The 15,035-nt window shown below is 70.7% G+C and carries 13 protein-coding genes; 3 read left to right on the top strand and 10 right to left on the bottom strand.

Features of this window, described 5'->3' with window-relative positions; all coding sequences use genetic code 11:
- Positions 1–142 precede the first annotated feature (142 nt).
- From ABZW17_RS38355 to ABZW17_RS38345, 3 genes are all read right to left on the bottom strand, one after another.
- Positions 143–3,223 carry a patatin-like protein gene (locus tag ABZW17_RS38355; protein ID WP_354825265.1) on the bottom strand — a complete coding sequence of 1,027 codons (3,081 nt, stop codon included), beginning with the start codon at positions 3,221–3,223 and terminating at the stop codon, positions 143–145.
- Between the two features lie 125 nt (positions 3,224–3,348).
- Positions 3,349–4,584, bottom strand: a complete 1,236-nt coding sequence (locus tag ABZW17_RS38350; RefSeq protein ID WP_354825262.1) for a DUF445 domain-containing protein — start codon at positions 4,582–4,584, stop codon at positions 3,349–3,351.
- Between the two features lie 5 nt (positions 4,585–4,589).
- Complete coding sequence (locus tag ABZW17_RS38345; protein WP_354825259.1) at positions 4,590–5,378, bottom strand: Abi-alpha family protein; 789 nt, start codon at positions 5,376–5,378, stop codon at positions 4,590–4,592.
- A gap of 73 nt (positions 5,379–5,451) precedes the next feature.
- On the opposite strand from ABZW17_RS38345, the gene ABZW17_RS38340 reads away from it, so the two are divergent.
- The gene (locus ABZW17_RS38340) at positions 5,452–6,273 is read left to right on the top strand and encodes a maleylpyruvate isomerase family mycothiol-dependent enzyme (protein WP_354825256.1); all 822 of its coding nucleotides are present in this window, start codon (positions 5,452–5,454) and stop codon (positions 6,271–6,273) included.
- A 3-nt stretch (positions 6,274–6,276) separates the two neighbouring features.
- Here ABZW17_RS38340 and ABZW17_RS38335 read toward each other — a convergent pair whose 3' ends face one another.
- Complete coding sequence (locus ABZW17_RS38335) at positions 6,277–6,717, bottom strand: lipopolysaccharide assembly protein LapA domain-containing protein (protein WP_354825252.1); 441 nt, start codon at positions 6,715–6,717, stop codon at positions 6,277–6,279.
- Between the two features lie 46 nt (positions 6,718–6,763).
- Positions 6,764–7,903 carry a dipeptidase gene (locus tag ABZW17_RS38330; RefSeq protein WP_354825249.1) on the bottom strand — a complete coding sequence of 380 codons (1,140 nt, stop codon included), beginning with the start codon at positions 7,901–7,903 and terminating at the stop codon, positions 6,764–6,766.
- A 100-nt stretch (positions 7,904–8,003) separates the two neighbouring features.
- Here ABZW17_RS38330 and ABZW17_RS38325 point away from each other — a divergent pair, with 100 nt between their 5' ends.
- Together ABZW17_RS38325 and ABZW17_RS38320 are read left to right on the top strand one after the other, a co-directional pair.
- Complete coding sequence (locus tag ABZW17_RS38325) at positions 8,004–8,450, top strand: MarR family transcriptional regulator (protein ID WP_354825246.1); 447 nt, start codon at positions 8,004–8,006, stop codon at positions 8,448–8,450.
- Positions 8,451–8,497: 47 nt separating this feature from the next.
- Positions 8,498–8,878: a VOC family protein gene (locus ABZW17_RS38320; protein ID WP_354825243.1), complete on the top strand. Its 381-nt coding sequence runs from the start codon at positions 8,498–8,500 to the stop codon at positions 8,876–8,878.
- A 50-nt stretch (positions 8,879–8,928) separates the two neighbouring features.
- On the opposite strand, the gene ABZW17_RS38315 is transcribed toward ABZW17_RS38320, so the two are convergent.
- From ABZW17_RS38315 to ABZW17_RS38295, 5 genes are read right to left on the bottom strand one after another with little or no spacing between them, the layout of a single operon-like run.
- Positions 8,929–9,807: an amidohydrolase family protein gene (locus ABZW17_RS38315; RefSeq protein ID WP_354825240.1), complete on the bottom strand. Its 879-nt coding sequence runs from the start codon at positions 9,805–9,807 to the stop codon at positions 8,929–8,931.
- Positions 9,804–11,357 (bottom strand): benzoate-CoA ligase family protein, encoded by a 1,554-nt coding sequence (locus tag ABZW17_RS38310; protein ID WP_354825237.1) that lies wholly within the window; start codon positions 11,355–11,357, stop codon positions 9,804–9,806. Before ABZW17_RS38310 ends, ABZW17_RS38315 begins: the two co-directional genes overlap by 4 nt.
- Positions 11,358–11,365: 8 nt before the next feature.
- Positions 11,366–12,787, bottom strand: a complete 1,422-nt coding sequence (boxB, locus tag ABZW17_RS38305) for a benzoyl-CoA 2,3-epoxidase subunit BoxB (protein WP_354825234.1) — start codon at positions 12,785–12,787, stop codon at positions 11,366–11,368.
- A gap of 5 nt (positions 12,788–12,792) precedes the next feature.
- Complete coding sequence (boxC, locus tag ABZW17_RS38300) at positions 12,793–14,412, bottom strand: 2,3-epoxybenzoyl-CoA dihydrolase (protein WP_354825231.1); 1,620 nt, start codon at positions 14,410–14,412, stop codon at positions 12,793–12,795.
- Positions 14,413–14,444: 32 nt separating this feature from the next.
- Positions 14,445–14,870 (bottom strand): hypothetical protein, encoded by a 426-nt coding sequence (locus ABZW17_RS38295; RefSeq protein ID WP_354825228.1) that lies wholly within the window; start codon positions 14,868–14,870, stop codon positions 14,445–14,447.
- Positions 14,871–15,035: the final 165 nt, after the last annotated feature.

The following is a 15,035-nucleotide window of genomic DNA, read 5'->3' as shown; positions in this document are numbered from 1 at the left end:
CACACAAACATGTTTGAAGTGGACGGTGCCTGGGCACACGCGCGGCTGGAGCGCGGACCCGTGGCCCGCGACCTATCCGCACCATGAACCCAAACCGGGATGATCGCAAGGCGACGGGCCGGAAACGCCGCCGGCGAGTCGCTCAGCGTGAGCGTTCGGCGACGTTGTCCGGGGCCGTCAACGCCGGGGGCTTGGTCGCACCGCGGCGAGAAGAACCGCCGCTACCGCTGCCGCCGCCGGAGACGTTGAGGGCAACGGCCTTCGCCTTCCGCGACTGCAGGCGGTGGCCGATCCGGCGCACGACCGCGCTCACCGGCATCACGACGGCGGGCAGGATCAGCAGCCCGGAAACCACCAGCCACCACACCGCGCCCTCGCCGCGGCGCCAGCCGGCCACGACGTCACCGAGCCAGCCGAAGAACGGGCGGGCGAGCGGGGGCAGGAACGCGGCCAGCAGCAGCGCCGCCACGACCAGCGCCCCCAGCGCCGCGAACAGCGACCGCACCTTGTGGCCCGTCGTGAGCAGCGCCGTGGCCAGGTAGACGACCGCGCCCGCGAGGACGGGCAGGCCGACCCACTGCAGGACCGCGCCGCCGTTGCTGCCGATCACCAGCCCGGCCAGCAGCGCCAGCGCACCGGCCACGAGCGAGCCCGCCGTGCCGAGCCGGGACGCCCCCTGCGTGACCCTCGCGGTGCTCCGGGCGACCGTCCGCAGCATGCCCGCGACGGTCCGCGGCCAGCCGCCGGGCAGCCGGAACGCGACCGTGCCGGCGTTGACCGTGGCGGCGCCGAGCGCGACCAGGGTCCGGGTCAGCCGCGCGGTGCCCTGCTCCCCGGCGAGCTTCTCGGCCGAGACGCGGCACGCCTGGAACTGGGCCTGCGCGGCGGCCACGTCGACCCGGGGCTGCTCCTCCGCCAATGCCTTCTCGACGCCCGGGCGGTCTTCGGCGTCGTAGCGCGCCGCGAGGGTGACGACCGGGAGTTCCTCCGCGGCGATCGCTTCCTGCCGCCGCCGGGCCAGCACCATGGCCGTCACCGGCATGCTGAGCGGGCGTTCGGCGGCCGGTTCGTCCACCGGGTTGAGGTCGGCGTCGAGGCCGAGGAAGGCGAGTTCGGCCGTGAGCTGGTCGCCCAGCTGCCCCACCTCCGCCGGCGTGCAGCGGTCGCGCTCGTCCGGTTTGCGCCAGCCCGGCTTCAGCACCGCGAGGAGCTCTTCGCGGAACCGGTCCCGGCCGACGACGTCACGCAGCGTTTCGAGGCGGACCGGGTCGAGCAGGCACTGGACCAGCCAGCCGGCGCCGTCGATGCGGCCCCACATCCAGTCGCTGGCCCGCCACGACGCCTTGTAGAAGGCGCCGAAGTAGCTCGCCTGCATGCCGGTCAGCTTGTCCCACGACCGGCGGCGCGTCATGTCCAGCAGCGTCCGCGAATCGGCGCTGACCTGCACGAGGTCGACCCGCTGGTCGACCGAAGGCGCCTGCGCGAGCAGCCCGCGCGTCGCCACGTGCAGGGTGAGCAGCCGGGACTGGACGACGTCGTCGGGCCCGTCGGGCGCGAGGGCGAGCCAGTCCAGGAGGGTGGTGACCGTATCGGCGTCGTCCCCGGCCGCCAGCGCGCGCAACGTCGGCGCCGCGTCACGCAGGCCCGCGACCACCTTCGGCCACGCCTCGGCGACGGCGGCCGAGCGGCCGAGCCCGGCCCACTCCTCGGCGAGCTCGCCGATCCACACCTCCAGGGTGCTGCTCGCGCCGGGCGCGGTGTGCGCGGCGACCCACTGCGCGAGCCGCACCCCGCGGCCGGCGGTCCGTCGTGCCTCGTGCAGCTCGGCGCGCGCCTGGTTGAGGGTCTGCGCCTGCGCACCGTCCGGCCGGAGCCGGAAACCGGCGTTGACCAGCTGCAGGCCGGTGGCGACGGCGTCGTCGAGCGCGGTCGTCCGGTAGCCGACCAGGTCGGCCACCGGCAGGCTGGCGGCCGGCGGCCCGGCCGGGACGCCGGTGCTCAGCCCGGTCACCGCGATCGCGCGCAGCTGCTGCGACATCCCGGACGCCCACTCGCGGTCCGGGGTGTCGGCGTCGGACAGCGCGTACCGCCGGGCGGCGGCCCGCACCAGCTCGGCGGCGTCCTCGGCGGTCCGGCGCTCGAGGTAGGCGGCGGCGATCCGCGCGTCGACCAGGTGGTCGGCCCCGCCGCGCAGGCCGAGCGCGGCGAGCGAGACCCGGGTGTCACGCGCGCGGAGCACGGCGTCGTTGTGCCGGGTCAGGTCGTCGAGCTCGGCGCTGATCGACTGGCTCATCACGGTGTTGACGACCTTGGCCATCGCCCCGGACAGCAGCGGCGGGTTCGCCGGATCGCATTCGACGGCGTCGGTCTCGCCTTCGCCGGTCGGGACGACGTAGAGCAGCAGCCGCCGCACGTCCACGTTCGACGTTCGTTCGAAGATCTCGCGCAGCGCCGGCCGCAGCGGCTTGTTGAGCAGCACGCCCCCGTCGGTCAGCCAGTGCGACCGGGTCAGCTCCGTGTACGGCGTCATGTCGGGGTGCAGACGGTCGGTGCCCCGGGTGCCGATCGGCATCCGCGACAGCTCGAAGGCACCGGGGAAGGACGCGGTGGACCGGGCCGCCAGCGCGAGCGGCCCCTCCACCCCGACGGTCCACAGTGGACCACAGAACCGGAAGAGCATCCGGTGTTCGGTGTCCCGCACCAGGTTCCCCAGCGCATCGTCGAACCGGGTGGTCTCCCCGTCGATCATGGTGCCGGTGAGCAGCACGGTGATGTCGGGCTCGTCGGACGGCGGCGTGCCCTCGGCGGTGATCTGCCGCAGCGCCCGTTCGACGTCACCGAGCAGCACGCGATCGCCGTCCAGCACCGACCGCGGCTGCGCTTCCCGCGGGTCCCGCACGAGGTTCTCCAGCGACCCGGTGCCGATCCAGGTGTCACGGAGCACCTGCGGCGTGGAGCCGAAGGCTTCGGCCAGCCCCAGACAGGCGGCGTTGATCCCACCGGCGCTGGTCCCGGTCAGGACGTCGATGGAGACACTGGCCCGCAGCACGTCGAGCAGCCCGCGGTAGAGCCCGGGTTCGGTCCGGGAGTCACGCCGCGACTCCCGCAGCAGCTGCGAGGTCTCGGTGGCCACCCCACCCATCCAGATGGCCAGGCTGGCCCCGCCGACCATGGTCACGGCGAGCCGGATTTCCTGCTGCCACGGTTCCGCGGTCTCGGCCATGGAGTTCTCCCGGCGGTCGGTCGTCCTGACGCAGAGTAGAGGCGAAAGGTGACGACCGGGATACATCCGGGAGTACAGCCGTTCGGGTGGGATAGTTCGCCCGCTCGGCCGCCCACGGCGGCTCGCTAAGCCGCCAGGTGCTCCAGGAGAAGCACCTGAGCCTCACCGACGGCAAACCCCAGCACGGCCCCCGTGGCGATCAGAATCCACTCGTCCTGCTCGAAAGCCGGCCGCAGCAGCCGCTCGAACTCCTGCGGCGACAGCTCCTTCATCTTCGACACGAGCACGTTCCGGATGTCCATCGCGTCCGTCGCGTAGTCCTCGATGTACCGCATCGTCTCCGGCAACCGGGACATGATCTGCGAAGCGATCGCCAGCTTCACGTCCTGGTACTTCCGGCTGCCGACCGCGAACACCAGCAACGGCTTCGCCACACTCCCCAGCTCCCGGTCGAGCTGACGCTGGATCAACGCCAGCACCCGGTCCGACAACGGTCCGTGCAGGATCGCCTCGATCACGTTGTGCGGCGTGATGATCTCCTTCGCGATCAACGAGCCGTACGCCTCCGCGACCTCCGCCCGCCGCTTCAGGAACAACCCCTGCCACTGCACGCCGAAGTACCGGCGCGGCTCGATCGGGTAGAAGATCATCCGCAGCGCCAGCCAGTCCGTGAACCAGCCGGTGAACAGGCCGAACACCGGCATGATCGGCGGGAACTTGAACAGCACCCACGCCACCATCTGGATGACGCCGATCGCGCCGCCGAACACCAGGCCCGAGCGGGCGATGAACTTGAACTCCTTGGCGCCCGCCTCCTGGAAGATCCGGTTGAGCAGCCGCTTGTCCTTGACCAGGCTGGTGACCACCATGCCCTTGAGGTCGAACACGCTGTCCACATCGGACTTGATCAGGTCGAGCACGGCGGCGACCATCCGCGGCGCCTCGTGCTGGACGCGCTGGATCACCAGCCGCTGCACCCGTTCCGGCAGCGACTCCCACAGCCCCGGCTGGTAGTGCGCCGCCACCTCGCGGACGATGTCCTCGACCCCGGCCAGCAGCGGTTTCTCGATCTCCTGGGCGATCCGGGACGCGTCGAGCCGCGCGACCACCTCGGCCGGTTTGATCAGCTGCTCGGTCATCGTGTCGCAGGCGATGCTCGCCATCCGCGCCGCGCGCTTCGGCACGATGCCCTGCCAGCCGAGGAACGGCTTGACCCCGATGAACTCCACCGGCTGGAACATCATCCGGATCGCGACCAGCTTGGTGCCGTAGCCGATCAGCGCCGCGACGACCGGGATCGAGACGTAGAGGGGCCAGTGCTGCGCGAAGTCGGCGACGATGCCGCTGAGGAAGGCCCCCATCGGCGCTACCCGAGACTCGGGTCGCAGGCCTGCCAGAACTGCGCGCCGAGGCGCGAGACGTGGATCGTGCGCCGGACGAACTTCGCGCGGCGGACGTGCTTCTCCGCCTCGCGCACGGTCTCGTCGGTCAGCAGGATCTCGTACTGCGTCTCCAGCGACGGCACCTCTTCGTCGAGGTCGACCAGGCCGAGCCCGATCAGCCGGGTGACGTAGCCGGGCACCTGGTCGGGCAGCGACACCCCGGCCGCCTTGCCGACCGTCGAGGCGTTGCGCAGCACCACGCGGCCGTGGCCGCCCAGGCCGGTCCGCTCGACGACGTCGACGGCGGGGAACGGCGAGCCGTCGGACAGCGCGGACAGGATCCGGGCCTCGTCCGGCGTCAGCTGGCGCAGGATGATCGCGTAGAAGTACTCGCGGGCGCGCTCGCGGCCGAAGCCGATCGAGTGGTTGAGCAGCTCGGCCATCGCCGCCCGCAGCGGCTCGGCGTGGTTGTCGCGCACCGGCACCAGCGTGACCGTGGCTTCGACCTTGTCGGTCACGGCGCGGTTCATCGCCGACGCCGCGGTCAGCGCCGCGTGGTACGGGTCGTCGACCTCGTCCAGCCGGCGGCGCAGCTCGGTCAGCAGCTGCCGCTCGACCTGCCGGACACCGCGTTCGGCCGTCTCGACGCCGGGGAGCCTGCGGCCGAGCGCGAAGCCGGTCCGCGCGGCCCAGCCCGCCAGCTGACCGGCGCGGCGGGCCAGGTCGGCCACCTCGTCGGTGGTGCCCCGGCCGTTCGGTCGCTCTGCGTTCACCCGTTAACTCCCCTCTGCGTACGCGGGTGATGCTACCTGCGGGTAGGCCGTTCGGAGGTGTTTGGATGCCCACATGAGTCCGACGCGCTGGGGTCCGCCGATCGACGTCCTCCCGTACTTCTCGAAGGAAGAACAGGCGCTGATGACGCTGCTCGGCGCACTGACCGAGGAGGACTGGACGCGGCCGACCATGTGCACGGGCTGGACGGTCAAGGACGTCGCCGCCCACCTGCTGGGCGACAAGGTCGGTCGGCTGTCCCGCGGCCGCGACGGGCACTCCGCGGATTCCCCCCGGCCGGGTGAGGCGTTCCCGCGGTTCATCGACCGGATCAACGAGGAGTGGGTCGTCGCCTGCCGCCGGCTCTCGACCGACGTCCTGCTGACGATGCTGTACGAGTTCATGGGCCAGACGACCGAGTACTGGGCGCAGCTCGACCTCGACGGCCCCGGCATCCCGGTGAGCTGGGCCGGCGAAGAGCCCGCGCCGCGCTGGCTGGACGCGGCCCGCGACTACTCCGAATTCTGGGTCCACCACGTGCAGATCCGCGAGGCCCTGGAGCACACGCCCCTGGAGGCCGAGTACGCCGAACCGATCGCCGACACGTTCGTCCGCGCGCTGCCGTACACCCTGCGTGACGTCGACGCCCGCGTCGGCAAGCAGGTCGGCTACACCGTGACCGGCCAGGGCAGGTGGTACGCGCGCCGCGAGCGCGACGGCTGGACGCTGGATCGCGGCGCGCCGCCGTCGCGCACCCCGCTGGCCACGGTGACGACGGACCCGGACACGTTCTGGCGGCTCTGCACCCGCAACCCGACCGACGTTTCCCGCGTCCGGACGACCGGGGACGAAAACGTTTGCGCGCAGGTACTGACGATGACGTCGATCATCGTCTGAGGCTCAGCGGCGGCGGGCCTGCTTCCGCAGCTGCAGGATCCGGGCGCCGCCGATCAGGGCGACCAGCGCCGCGCCGCCGATGGCCGAGAACAGCATGGCGATGGCCAGCGGCAGGCTGCCCTCGCCGCCGAAGAAGTGCACGGTCACCGAGTCCAGGTTCTGCAGGATGAAGATCAGCAGCAGAACCAGCACGACCAGGCCGGCGATCACCGCGACCCAGGTGCCGCTGATCCGGGTCCGCTTGATCTTCGGGGACGCGGGTTTGGACGGCGCCGGCCTGGTGGGCGCCGGCCGCACCGGCGTCACCTCCTCGGCGCCCGGGCGGACGTCGCCGGCCCGCAGCTCCGCGGGTTCCAGTGCGCCCTCGGGCACGTCGGTGCCGGGCAGGTCGTGGTGTGCGGGACCGGTGGGGCGGTCGGCCGCGCCCCCGCGCGCGTGCGTCATGCGACCAGTGTCCGTCCGGCGTGCGGGGAGCGCCGCCTCAAACCCCCTAACGGGCGAAGCCGTCGACCTCCCGCAGGACGCGGAGGGTGTTCTTGCCGGCCAGTTTCGCGCAGTCGTCCTCACTCCACCCGCGCTCGAGCAGGGCGGCGAACAACACCGGGTACTTGGACGTGTCCTCCAGTCCTTCCGGCAGCGAGGCGACGCCGTCGTAGTCGCCGCCGAGGCCGATGTGGTCGACGCCGGCGACCTCGCGGGCGTGCTCCACGTGCGCGACGACGTCCTCCACGGTCGCCGTCGGCTTGGGCGGGCCGTCCCACTCCTTCACGAACACCCCGCGCTGCGAGAGGTTCCGGTACTCCTGCCCGGCGTCGGCCATCGCGGCCTCCAGGCGCTCGTTCCAGGCGGCGACCTTCGGCGAGACGAACGCGGGCACGAAGGTGATCATCGCGACGCCGCCGTTGCCGGGCAGCTTCGCCAGCACGTCGTCGGGGACGTTGCGGGGGTGGTCGTTCACGGCGGTGCAGGACGAGTGGCTGAAGATCACCGGCACCGAGCTGATCTCGATCGCCGCCCGCATGGTCGACGGCGCGACGTGCGACAGGTCGACCATCATCCCGATCTTGTTCATCTCGCGGACGACGTCGCGGCCGAACTCGGTGAGCCCGCCGTGGGCCGGCTCGTCGGTGCCGGAGTCGGCCCAGGTGGTGTTGAAGTTGTGCGTCAGCGTCATGTAGCGGACGCCGAGCCGGCGCAGGATCCGCAGCACGCCGAGCGACTCGGCGATGCTGTGCCCGCCCTCGGCGCCGAGCAGCGACGCGATCCGGCCGTCGGCGAAGGCAGCCTCGGCCTCGTCGGCCGTGGTGACCAGGCGCAGCCGGTCGGGGTAGCGCTCGGCCAGCTGGTGGACGACCTCGATCTGCTCCAGGACGGCGGTCACGGCGCTGTGGCCCTCGAACTCGCAGGGCACGTACACGGACCAGAACTGCATGCCGAGCTTCCCGTCGGCGAGCTTCGGGAAGTCGGTGTGCAGGGCGGGCTGCCGGACGGTCAGGTCCAGCGACGCGGCCGCCTCCACCGGGTTCGGGCCACCGTGCTGCCGCAGCTCCCACGGCAGGTCGTTGTGCCCGTCGGCGAGGATGACCGCGTCCAGCAGTTTGGTAGCACGCTGTAGTGCCTCGTTAGTCATCGCCCGATCGTAGGGACGGCCGGTATACGGTTCGTACAAACGTCCTGACATCTTCCGCGAAAGAAGTAATCCGGCGAGGTGTTGCGGTAAAGTGCGGTCCGTGGACACCGACGACGACGAGATCGTCACCTGGTGGGGCCTGGTCATCGAGGGGTACCTGGCCACCCAGGACAAGCTGATGGGCGAGATCGCCGACCGCTTCGGGCTCGCGCCGGCGTCGTTCGACATCCTGCTGCGGCTGGTCCGCTCGCCCGAGCACCGGATGCCGATGACCCGCCTGGCCACCGAGGCCGCGCTGTCCAGCGGCGGGTTCACGAAGGTGGCGGACCGGCTGGTGGCCGCCGACCTGATCTGCCGGATCCCGAGCCCCGACGACCGCCGCGTCACGTTCGCGTCGCTGACCGAGCACGGCCTCGAGGTGGCGAACCAGGCCCGCGCGGCGGCGGCGGACATCCTGCGCCGCATCGTGCTGACGCCGCTGGGTGACGACGCGCCCGCACTCGCCGAAGCCATGCGGACACTCCGGGCGTTCAACGAAGCTCGTTGAAAAAGTCGAGGTCACTGCGGTGCGGGTGACGGCGCACCATGGGAACCATGCTGACCGAATCGACCATCACGACGATGCTTCCGGTGACCGACAGTGAACGCGCCGGCCACTTCTACGCGGACTCGCTCGGCCTGAAGCAGGTGGGGAAGGGCGAAGACGGCACCCTCTACTTCGCGGCGGGCGCGGGCGCGATCGGCCTCCGCCCGATGCCGGCCGGTGCGCAGAGCGAAAACACGGCACTGAGCTTCGAGGTCAGCGACCTCGAAACCGAGGTCACGGCCCTGGAGAACCGCGGTGTGCGGTTCCAGGACTTCGAGATGGAGGGCCTGAAGACGGTCGCCCACATCGCCGAGCTGGGCAAGGAGCGGGCGGCGTGGTTCAACGACTCCGAAGGCAACGTCCTCTGCCTGCACCAGCTGCTGACCTGACCCGCCAGTGCGGGGTCTGCCGCGGCTTGTCGTGAGTGAGAAACAGTGTTCTAACCCTGTTTCTCACTCACGACCTGGGCGAGCGAGGGCATCAGCTTGACGGCGTTGCCCGACAGCACCCCGCTCAGCACCTCCGCCGGCAGCCCCAGCCCGGCGAGCGTCCGGACGTTCGCGGCCACCGACGGCACGCCGGGCCAGTCCGTCCCGAAGACGAACTTCCCGGCCAGCCGGGTGAAGTCGAAGCGCTGGTAGTACTCCTTCAGCTTCTTCGGCGGCAGCCCGGCGAGGTCGAGCCAGACGTTGTCCCGCGCCAGCGCGAGGAACGCCGCCACGTCGTACCACCACCCGCGGCCGCCGTGGGCGAAGACGAACGGCAGCGCCGGGAAGTCCTCGACGACGTCGGACAGCAGCTCGGGGTTGCCGAAACTGGTTCGGGAGCCGGGAAAGCTCGACGTTCCGGAGTGGAGGATCACCGGCACCCCGCGGTCCAGGCACAGCTGGTAGACCGGGTACAGCTCCTTGTCCGCCGGGGAGAACGCGCCGTGCACGGGGTGGATCTTCAGCGCGACCGCGCCCAGGTCGAGCTGCCGTTCGACCTCCGCCGCCGCCGGGTGGTGCAGGTACGGGTTGACGTTCGCCACCAGCCGGAACCGCCGGGGATTGCAGGAAACCAGCGGCAGGTTGTCCTCGATCGGCTGGATCCCGGTCGCCCGCGGGCTGTACTCGCAGAACAGCAGGACCCGGTCGACGCCTTCGGACTCCATCAGCTCGTCCATCGCCGCCGGGACCACCGTGCCTTCGGCGTCGTACACCGAGCGCCACGGGTACGAGCCCGCGAAGTCGTGGGCCCACTGCAGCCACGCGGGTTTGAGCGTCGGCAGCCGCGGCACGTGGACGTGCGCGTCGACCACGAAGTGCCCGTCGATCATGGGTGCGGTGCCACCGCCCGCAGGACGTCGCGGACCTGCTCGCGGATCACGTTGCGGCGGATCTTGCCGGTCGCCGTCTTCGGCAGCTCGGCCAGCTCGACCACCCCGCGCGGGCGCTTGAACGCCGCCAGCCCCTCGCGGCAGAACTCGATCAGCTCGTCCGGGTCGACGGCGAACCCGGGGGCGGGCACCACGCACGCCACCGGCTTGTCGAGCCCGTCGGCGTCCGGCGCGGCGACGACCGCGACCTCCGCCACCGCCGGGTGCTGCCGCAGCCGTTCCTCCACTTCGGACGGTGAGACCCAGATCCCGCCCGCCTTCAGCATGTCCCCGAACCGGCCGAGACAGCTGTACGTGCCGTCCTCGTTGCGCACGTAGCTGTCGCCGGTCCGCAGCCATTCGCCCTGGAACACGAGCTTCGTCGCGTCGTAGCGGGCCCAGTACCCGGTCGCCGTCGACGGCCCGGCCACGAACAGCTCGCCCGGCTGCCCCGGCGCGTCGATCACCGCGCCGGCTTCGTCGCGGATCTGCAGGGAGTACCCGGGCACGGCGACGCCGGTGGTGCCCGGCCGCACCCGGCCGGGCTGGTTGGACAGGAAGATGTGCAGGGCCTCGGTCGACCCGATGCCGTCGAGGATCTCCAGCCCGAAGCGTGCGCGGAACCGTTCGAACAGCGACGCGGGCAGCGGCTCACCGGCCGAAACCGCGTACCGCACCGAAGCGAACGAGTCGTCCGGGACGTCGCTGGCGAGCAGCGCCGCGTAGAACGTCGGGACCGCGAAGAACAGTGACGGCTGCTCCTCGCGAGCGCGTCTCGCGAACAACGCGGGTGTCGGACGCGAAGGCTCCAGCAGGGTCGTGCCGCCCGCGCCGAGCGGGAAGAAGCACGAATTTCCCAGCCCGTAGGCGAAGAACAGCTTGGGCACCGACAGGAACCGGTCCGCCGCCGACGTCGCCAGCACGCCGCGGGCGTAGGTCTCGCAGACCGCGCGGACGCTCGCGTGCCGGTGCATCGCGCCCTTCGGCTGCCCGGTCGTGCCCGAGGTGTACAGCCACAGCGCGGGCGAGTCCTCCCACGTCCGGCCGTCGCGGAACTCGCCGTCCAGTTCGGACCAGCGGTGCGTGCGGACGCCGTCCGGGACGCCCGCCGCGTCGGACCGGTCGAGCAGCACGTCCGTGACCTCGGGGGCCAGCCCGAGCGCGGTCACCGCCTGCTCGGCGAACTCCCCGGACACGCACAGCACCCGCGCCCGCGAGTCGGCCAGCACCTTGCCCAGCTCCAGCCCGGTGACCATGGTCGACACCGGGACGGCGACCGCGCCGGCCAGCATCGCGCCGAGGATGCCGGTGAGCAGCTCGACGTCGTCGACCATGCAGAACATGACCCGCTCTTCGGGCCGCACGCCGAGCGCGGTGAGCCCGCCGGCGACGCGCCGGGACTCGGCGGCGAGCTCGGCGTAGGTCAGGGTGCGGCGGGGCGACGCGACCGCGGTCGCGTCCGGGTGCCCGGCCCGCAGCAGGTACTCCGCGGCATTGAACCCTGTCGCCACCAGGCCTCCTACGTGAGGTACACGTACTCGTAGTCGATGGGCTTGCCGTTGATGCCCTGCCGCGGCGGCGCCACCCAGCTCGCGATCTTCCCCCGCTCGTACACCGGGCGCATCAGCGAGCGGACGAACGTGAGGTCCTCGGTCGTGGGCAGCCACTTGCGTTTGCCCGCCTCCCAGGTCGCCTCGTCGACGATGGTGCCGTCGGGAGTGACGTGGTGGCCGGAGTTTATGCCCACTTCGCGGTTGAAGCCAGGGTGCGGCAACCGGAACGCGAAGCCGATGCCGGCGTCGGCGAGGATCTTGTTCCAGCGCTTCACGCCGGTCTGGCAGTCGGCCATGTACTCGCTGCGCAGGTCGAGGTTGAGCAGCAGGATCGCCTGCTGCTCCTCGGTCGTCCAGGTGCCGTCGCCGTTCGGCCGCTCCAGCGTGCGGGCGTCCTCGGTGAGCTTGTGGTCGTCCTTGCGGCGCGTTTCCTGCCAGCGGCCCTTGAGCCCGGCGGTGTAGTAGTTCGCCGCGTTCGTCGACGTCTCGCTGCCGAACAGGTCGAGCGAGACGGTGTAGTGGAAGTTGATGTACCGCTGGATGACCTCCAGCGGGATGCCGCCGTGCGGGCCGATGTCGAGCGTGTCGTGCTCGCGGATCAGCTCGGCGCTGCGGATCACCACGCGGTCGACACCGGTGGTGCCGACCATCATGTGGTGCGCTTCTTCCTTGAGCATGAACTCGCAGGTGCGCGACAGCGGGTCGAAGGAGGACTCCTTGAGCGTGCCGAGCTGGTACTTCCCGTCGCGGTCGGTGAAGTAGGTGAACATGTAGAACGCCAGCCAGTCGGCGGTTTCCTCGTTGAACGCGCCCAGGATCCGCGGCGCGTCGGGACTACCCGAGTTGCGCAGCAGCAGCCCTTCGGCCTCGTCACGCCCTTCGCGGCCGAAGTAGGCGTGCAGCAGGTACACCATCGCCCACAGGTGACGGCCTTCTTCGACGTTGACCTGGAACAGGTTCCGCAGGTCGTACAGGCTCGGCGCGGTGAGGCCGAGGAGTTTCTGCTGCTCGACCGAGGCCGGCTCGGTGTCGCCCTGGATGACGATCAGCCGCTGCAGGTCGGCGCGGTATTCGCCGGGCACCTGCTGCCACACCGGCTCGCCCTGGTGCTCCCCGAAGGCGATCCGGCGGTCCGGCTCGCGCTCGGCCAGGAAGATGCCCCAGCGGTAGTCGGGGACGTTGACGTGGTCGAAGTGCGCCCAGCCTTCGCGGCCCACGCTGACGGCGGTGCGCAGGTACACCCCCTGCGTCTCCAGCGTCGGGCCCATTTCGCCCCACCAGTGCAGGAACTTCGGCTGCCAGCCTTCGAGCGCGCGCTGCAGCCTGCGGTCTTCGGAAAGGTTGACGTTGTTGGGGATCTTGGCGTCGTAGTCGATCTTCTCGGGCATCTGCGCTAGACCCGCTTCCTGTCGAAGACGGCCTTCTGCCCCGTACCGTATCGGCGCAGCGCGCCTTCCGGCCCGGATGCGTTCGGGCGGGTGAAAATCCAGTTCTGCCAAGCCGCCAGCCGGCCGAAGATCTTGGTCTCGATGGTCTCGGGACCGACGAACCGGTGGTTGGCCTCCATCCCGGTGAGGGCGTCCGGGGAGAGCGACGCGCGGCCTTCGAGGGCGAGCCGGATCTCGTCCTCCCAGTCGAGGTCGTCCGGGGCGTCGGTGACCAGGCCGAGTTCGACGGCTTCGGCGGCGCTCAACGCGCGGTTCTTCTCGCGCGCCAGCCAGGTGAGGTGGTCGTCGTCGCCGTAGAACCGAGTCTGCAGGCGGGTCAGGCCGTTGCCCATCGGGAACGCGCCGAAGTTGGCGTCGGTCAGCTGGATCGACGCGCGGGCGTCGCTGTCTTCGTCGTCGATCGGCGGGCCGTCCAGGATGTACTGGCGGTCCGCGGCCAGCGCGATCTCCAGCAGCGCGCCGGTGAAGCAGCTGCCGGGTTCGATGAGCGCGACCAGGCTGCGGCTGGTGACGTCGAGGCGCTTGAGCGTCCGCTTGAAGTAGTGCGTGATCTCGTTGGCCAGCCAGTCCTTCTGCCCCAGCACGGCCTGCTCGTGCGCTTCGACCTTGGCGGGATCGCCCTGGGTCCGGAGGATCCACGTGCCGGCCTCGACCTCGTTGGTGCGCAGCCGCAGGATGGCGTCGTCGAGCTCGCGGGTCATGGCGAGGAACCAGCCGCCCGCGCCTTCCTCGTGCAGGTCACCGGGGTCGGTTTCAGGGCCCTTGATGGTGATGGTGACCTGGTCCTTGGCGACCTCGATGTCGACATGGCGATGTTCGAGGGGCGTCAGCTCGATGCCTTTTTCCGCTTGCTTTTCCGATCGCCGGGCAAGTTCCCGGGCCTTCTCCAGGACTTTTTCGCGGAAGTCCTGGCGCGGCACCAGTTCGTCGACCAGCCGCCAGTCGACCGCCGTCCGGCCCTTGACGCCGTCCGGGCGCGTGGCGAAGACGTCGGCGAGGTCCCGGCGCACGCGCCGCTTGTCGACGACCCGGGTGAGGCCGCCGGTGCCGGGCAGCACGCCGAGCAGGGGGACCTCCGGCAGCGCGACCGTCGAGGAGTTGTCGTCGATCAGGAAGATCTTTTCGCAGGCCAGCGCGATTTCGTAGCCACCGCCGGCGCAGGTGCCGTTCACCGCGGCCACGTAGACCTGGCCGGAGTGCTCGGTGGCGTCCTCCATGCCGTTGCGGGTCTCGTTGGTGAACTTGCAGAAGTTGACCTTCCAGTGGTGCTCCGACGCGGCGAGCATCCGGATGTTCGCGCCGGCGCAGAACACCTTGTCCTTCGCGCTGGTCACGATGACCACGCGGACCTCGGGGTGCTCGAACCGCAGCCGCTGGGTGGCGTCGTACAGCTCGATGTCGACGCCGAGGTCGTAGGAGTTGAGCTTGAGCTCGTACCCCGGGACCAGGCCGCCCTGCTCGTCGACGTCCAGCTCCAGCCAGGCCACCTCCCCGTCGAGCCGGAGGCGCCAGTGGCGGTACTCGTCGGGACGGCGGTCGAAGGCAACCGGTGTGGTGGTGGTCACTCACCCGATTGTCTACACGAGTCAGACGGAGGTCAATGTTGTGTAGAAACTTGATCTCGCGCGGTCACCCGGTTGAGCGTGGCCCAGGCCCAGGTGAGGAACACCCAGAGGGCGAGCCCGGCGGCGGCGTCGGTGAAAATCGTCGCGAACCAGAAGGCGGGGATCTGCGGGACACCGGTCAGGAAATGACCGAGCGTGACGATGCCGGTCAGGGAGTAGACCAGCAGGAACGCCAACGCCTTCTCGTACCGGCCTTGGGTGTACGCGCGGTAGCCGAGCCAGCCGAAGGTCGTCAGCAGCACCCAGGCGACCGCGACCGCGAGGCCCGCCGCGACCGCCGGAATGCCCGGCAGCTGCGGGTAGTCCGCAACGCGGACGGCGTTGTGCGCGTAGTGCAGTGTCGTGCTGAGCAGCGAAAAGCCGAGGATCACGCGAAGCGGTACCAGTCCCTTGTCCATCAACGCCCCCGATTTGATAGATCGCTCTAGCGACGTTACCGCCCACGGGTCGTGGGGGGGGGGGGGGGGGTTGTGACCGCAGGGGCCCCAACACCCGGGCGGCGAAATAAATTAGGGGGGTGGGGGGCCCGGATCACCCCCCCCGGGAACCCAAGGGCCAACGGA

This window comes from Amycolatopsis sp. NPDC004625, assembly GCF_040609695.1.
Classification (GTDB): Bacteria; Actinomycetota; Actinomycetes; order Mycobacteriales; family Pseudonocardiaceae; genus Amycolatopsis.
The sequence above is the reverse complement of the archived record's forward strand: the minus strand, read 5'-3'. Positions and strand labels throughout refer to the sequence as shown.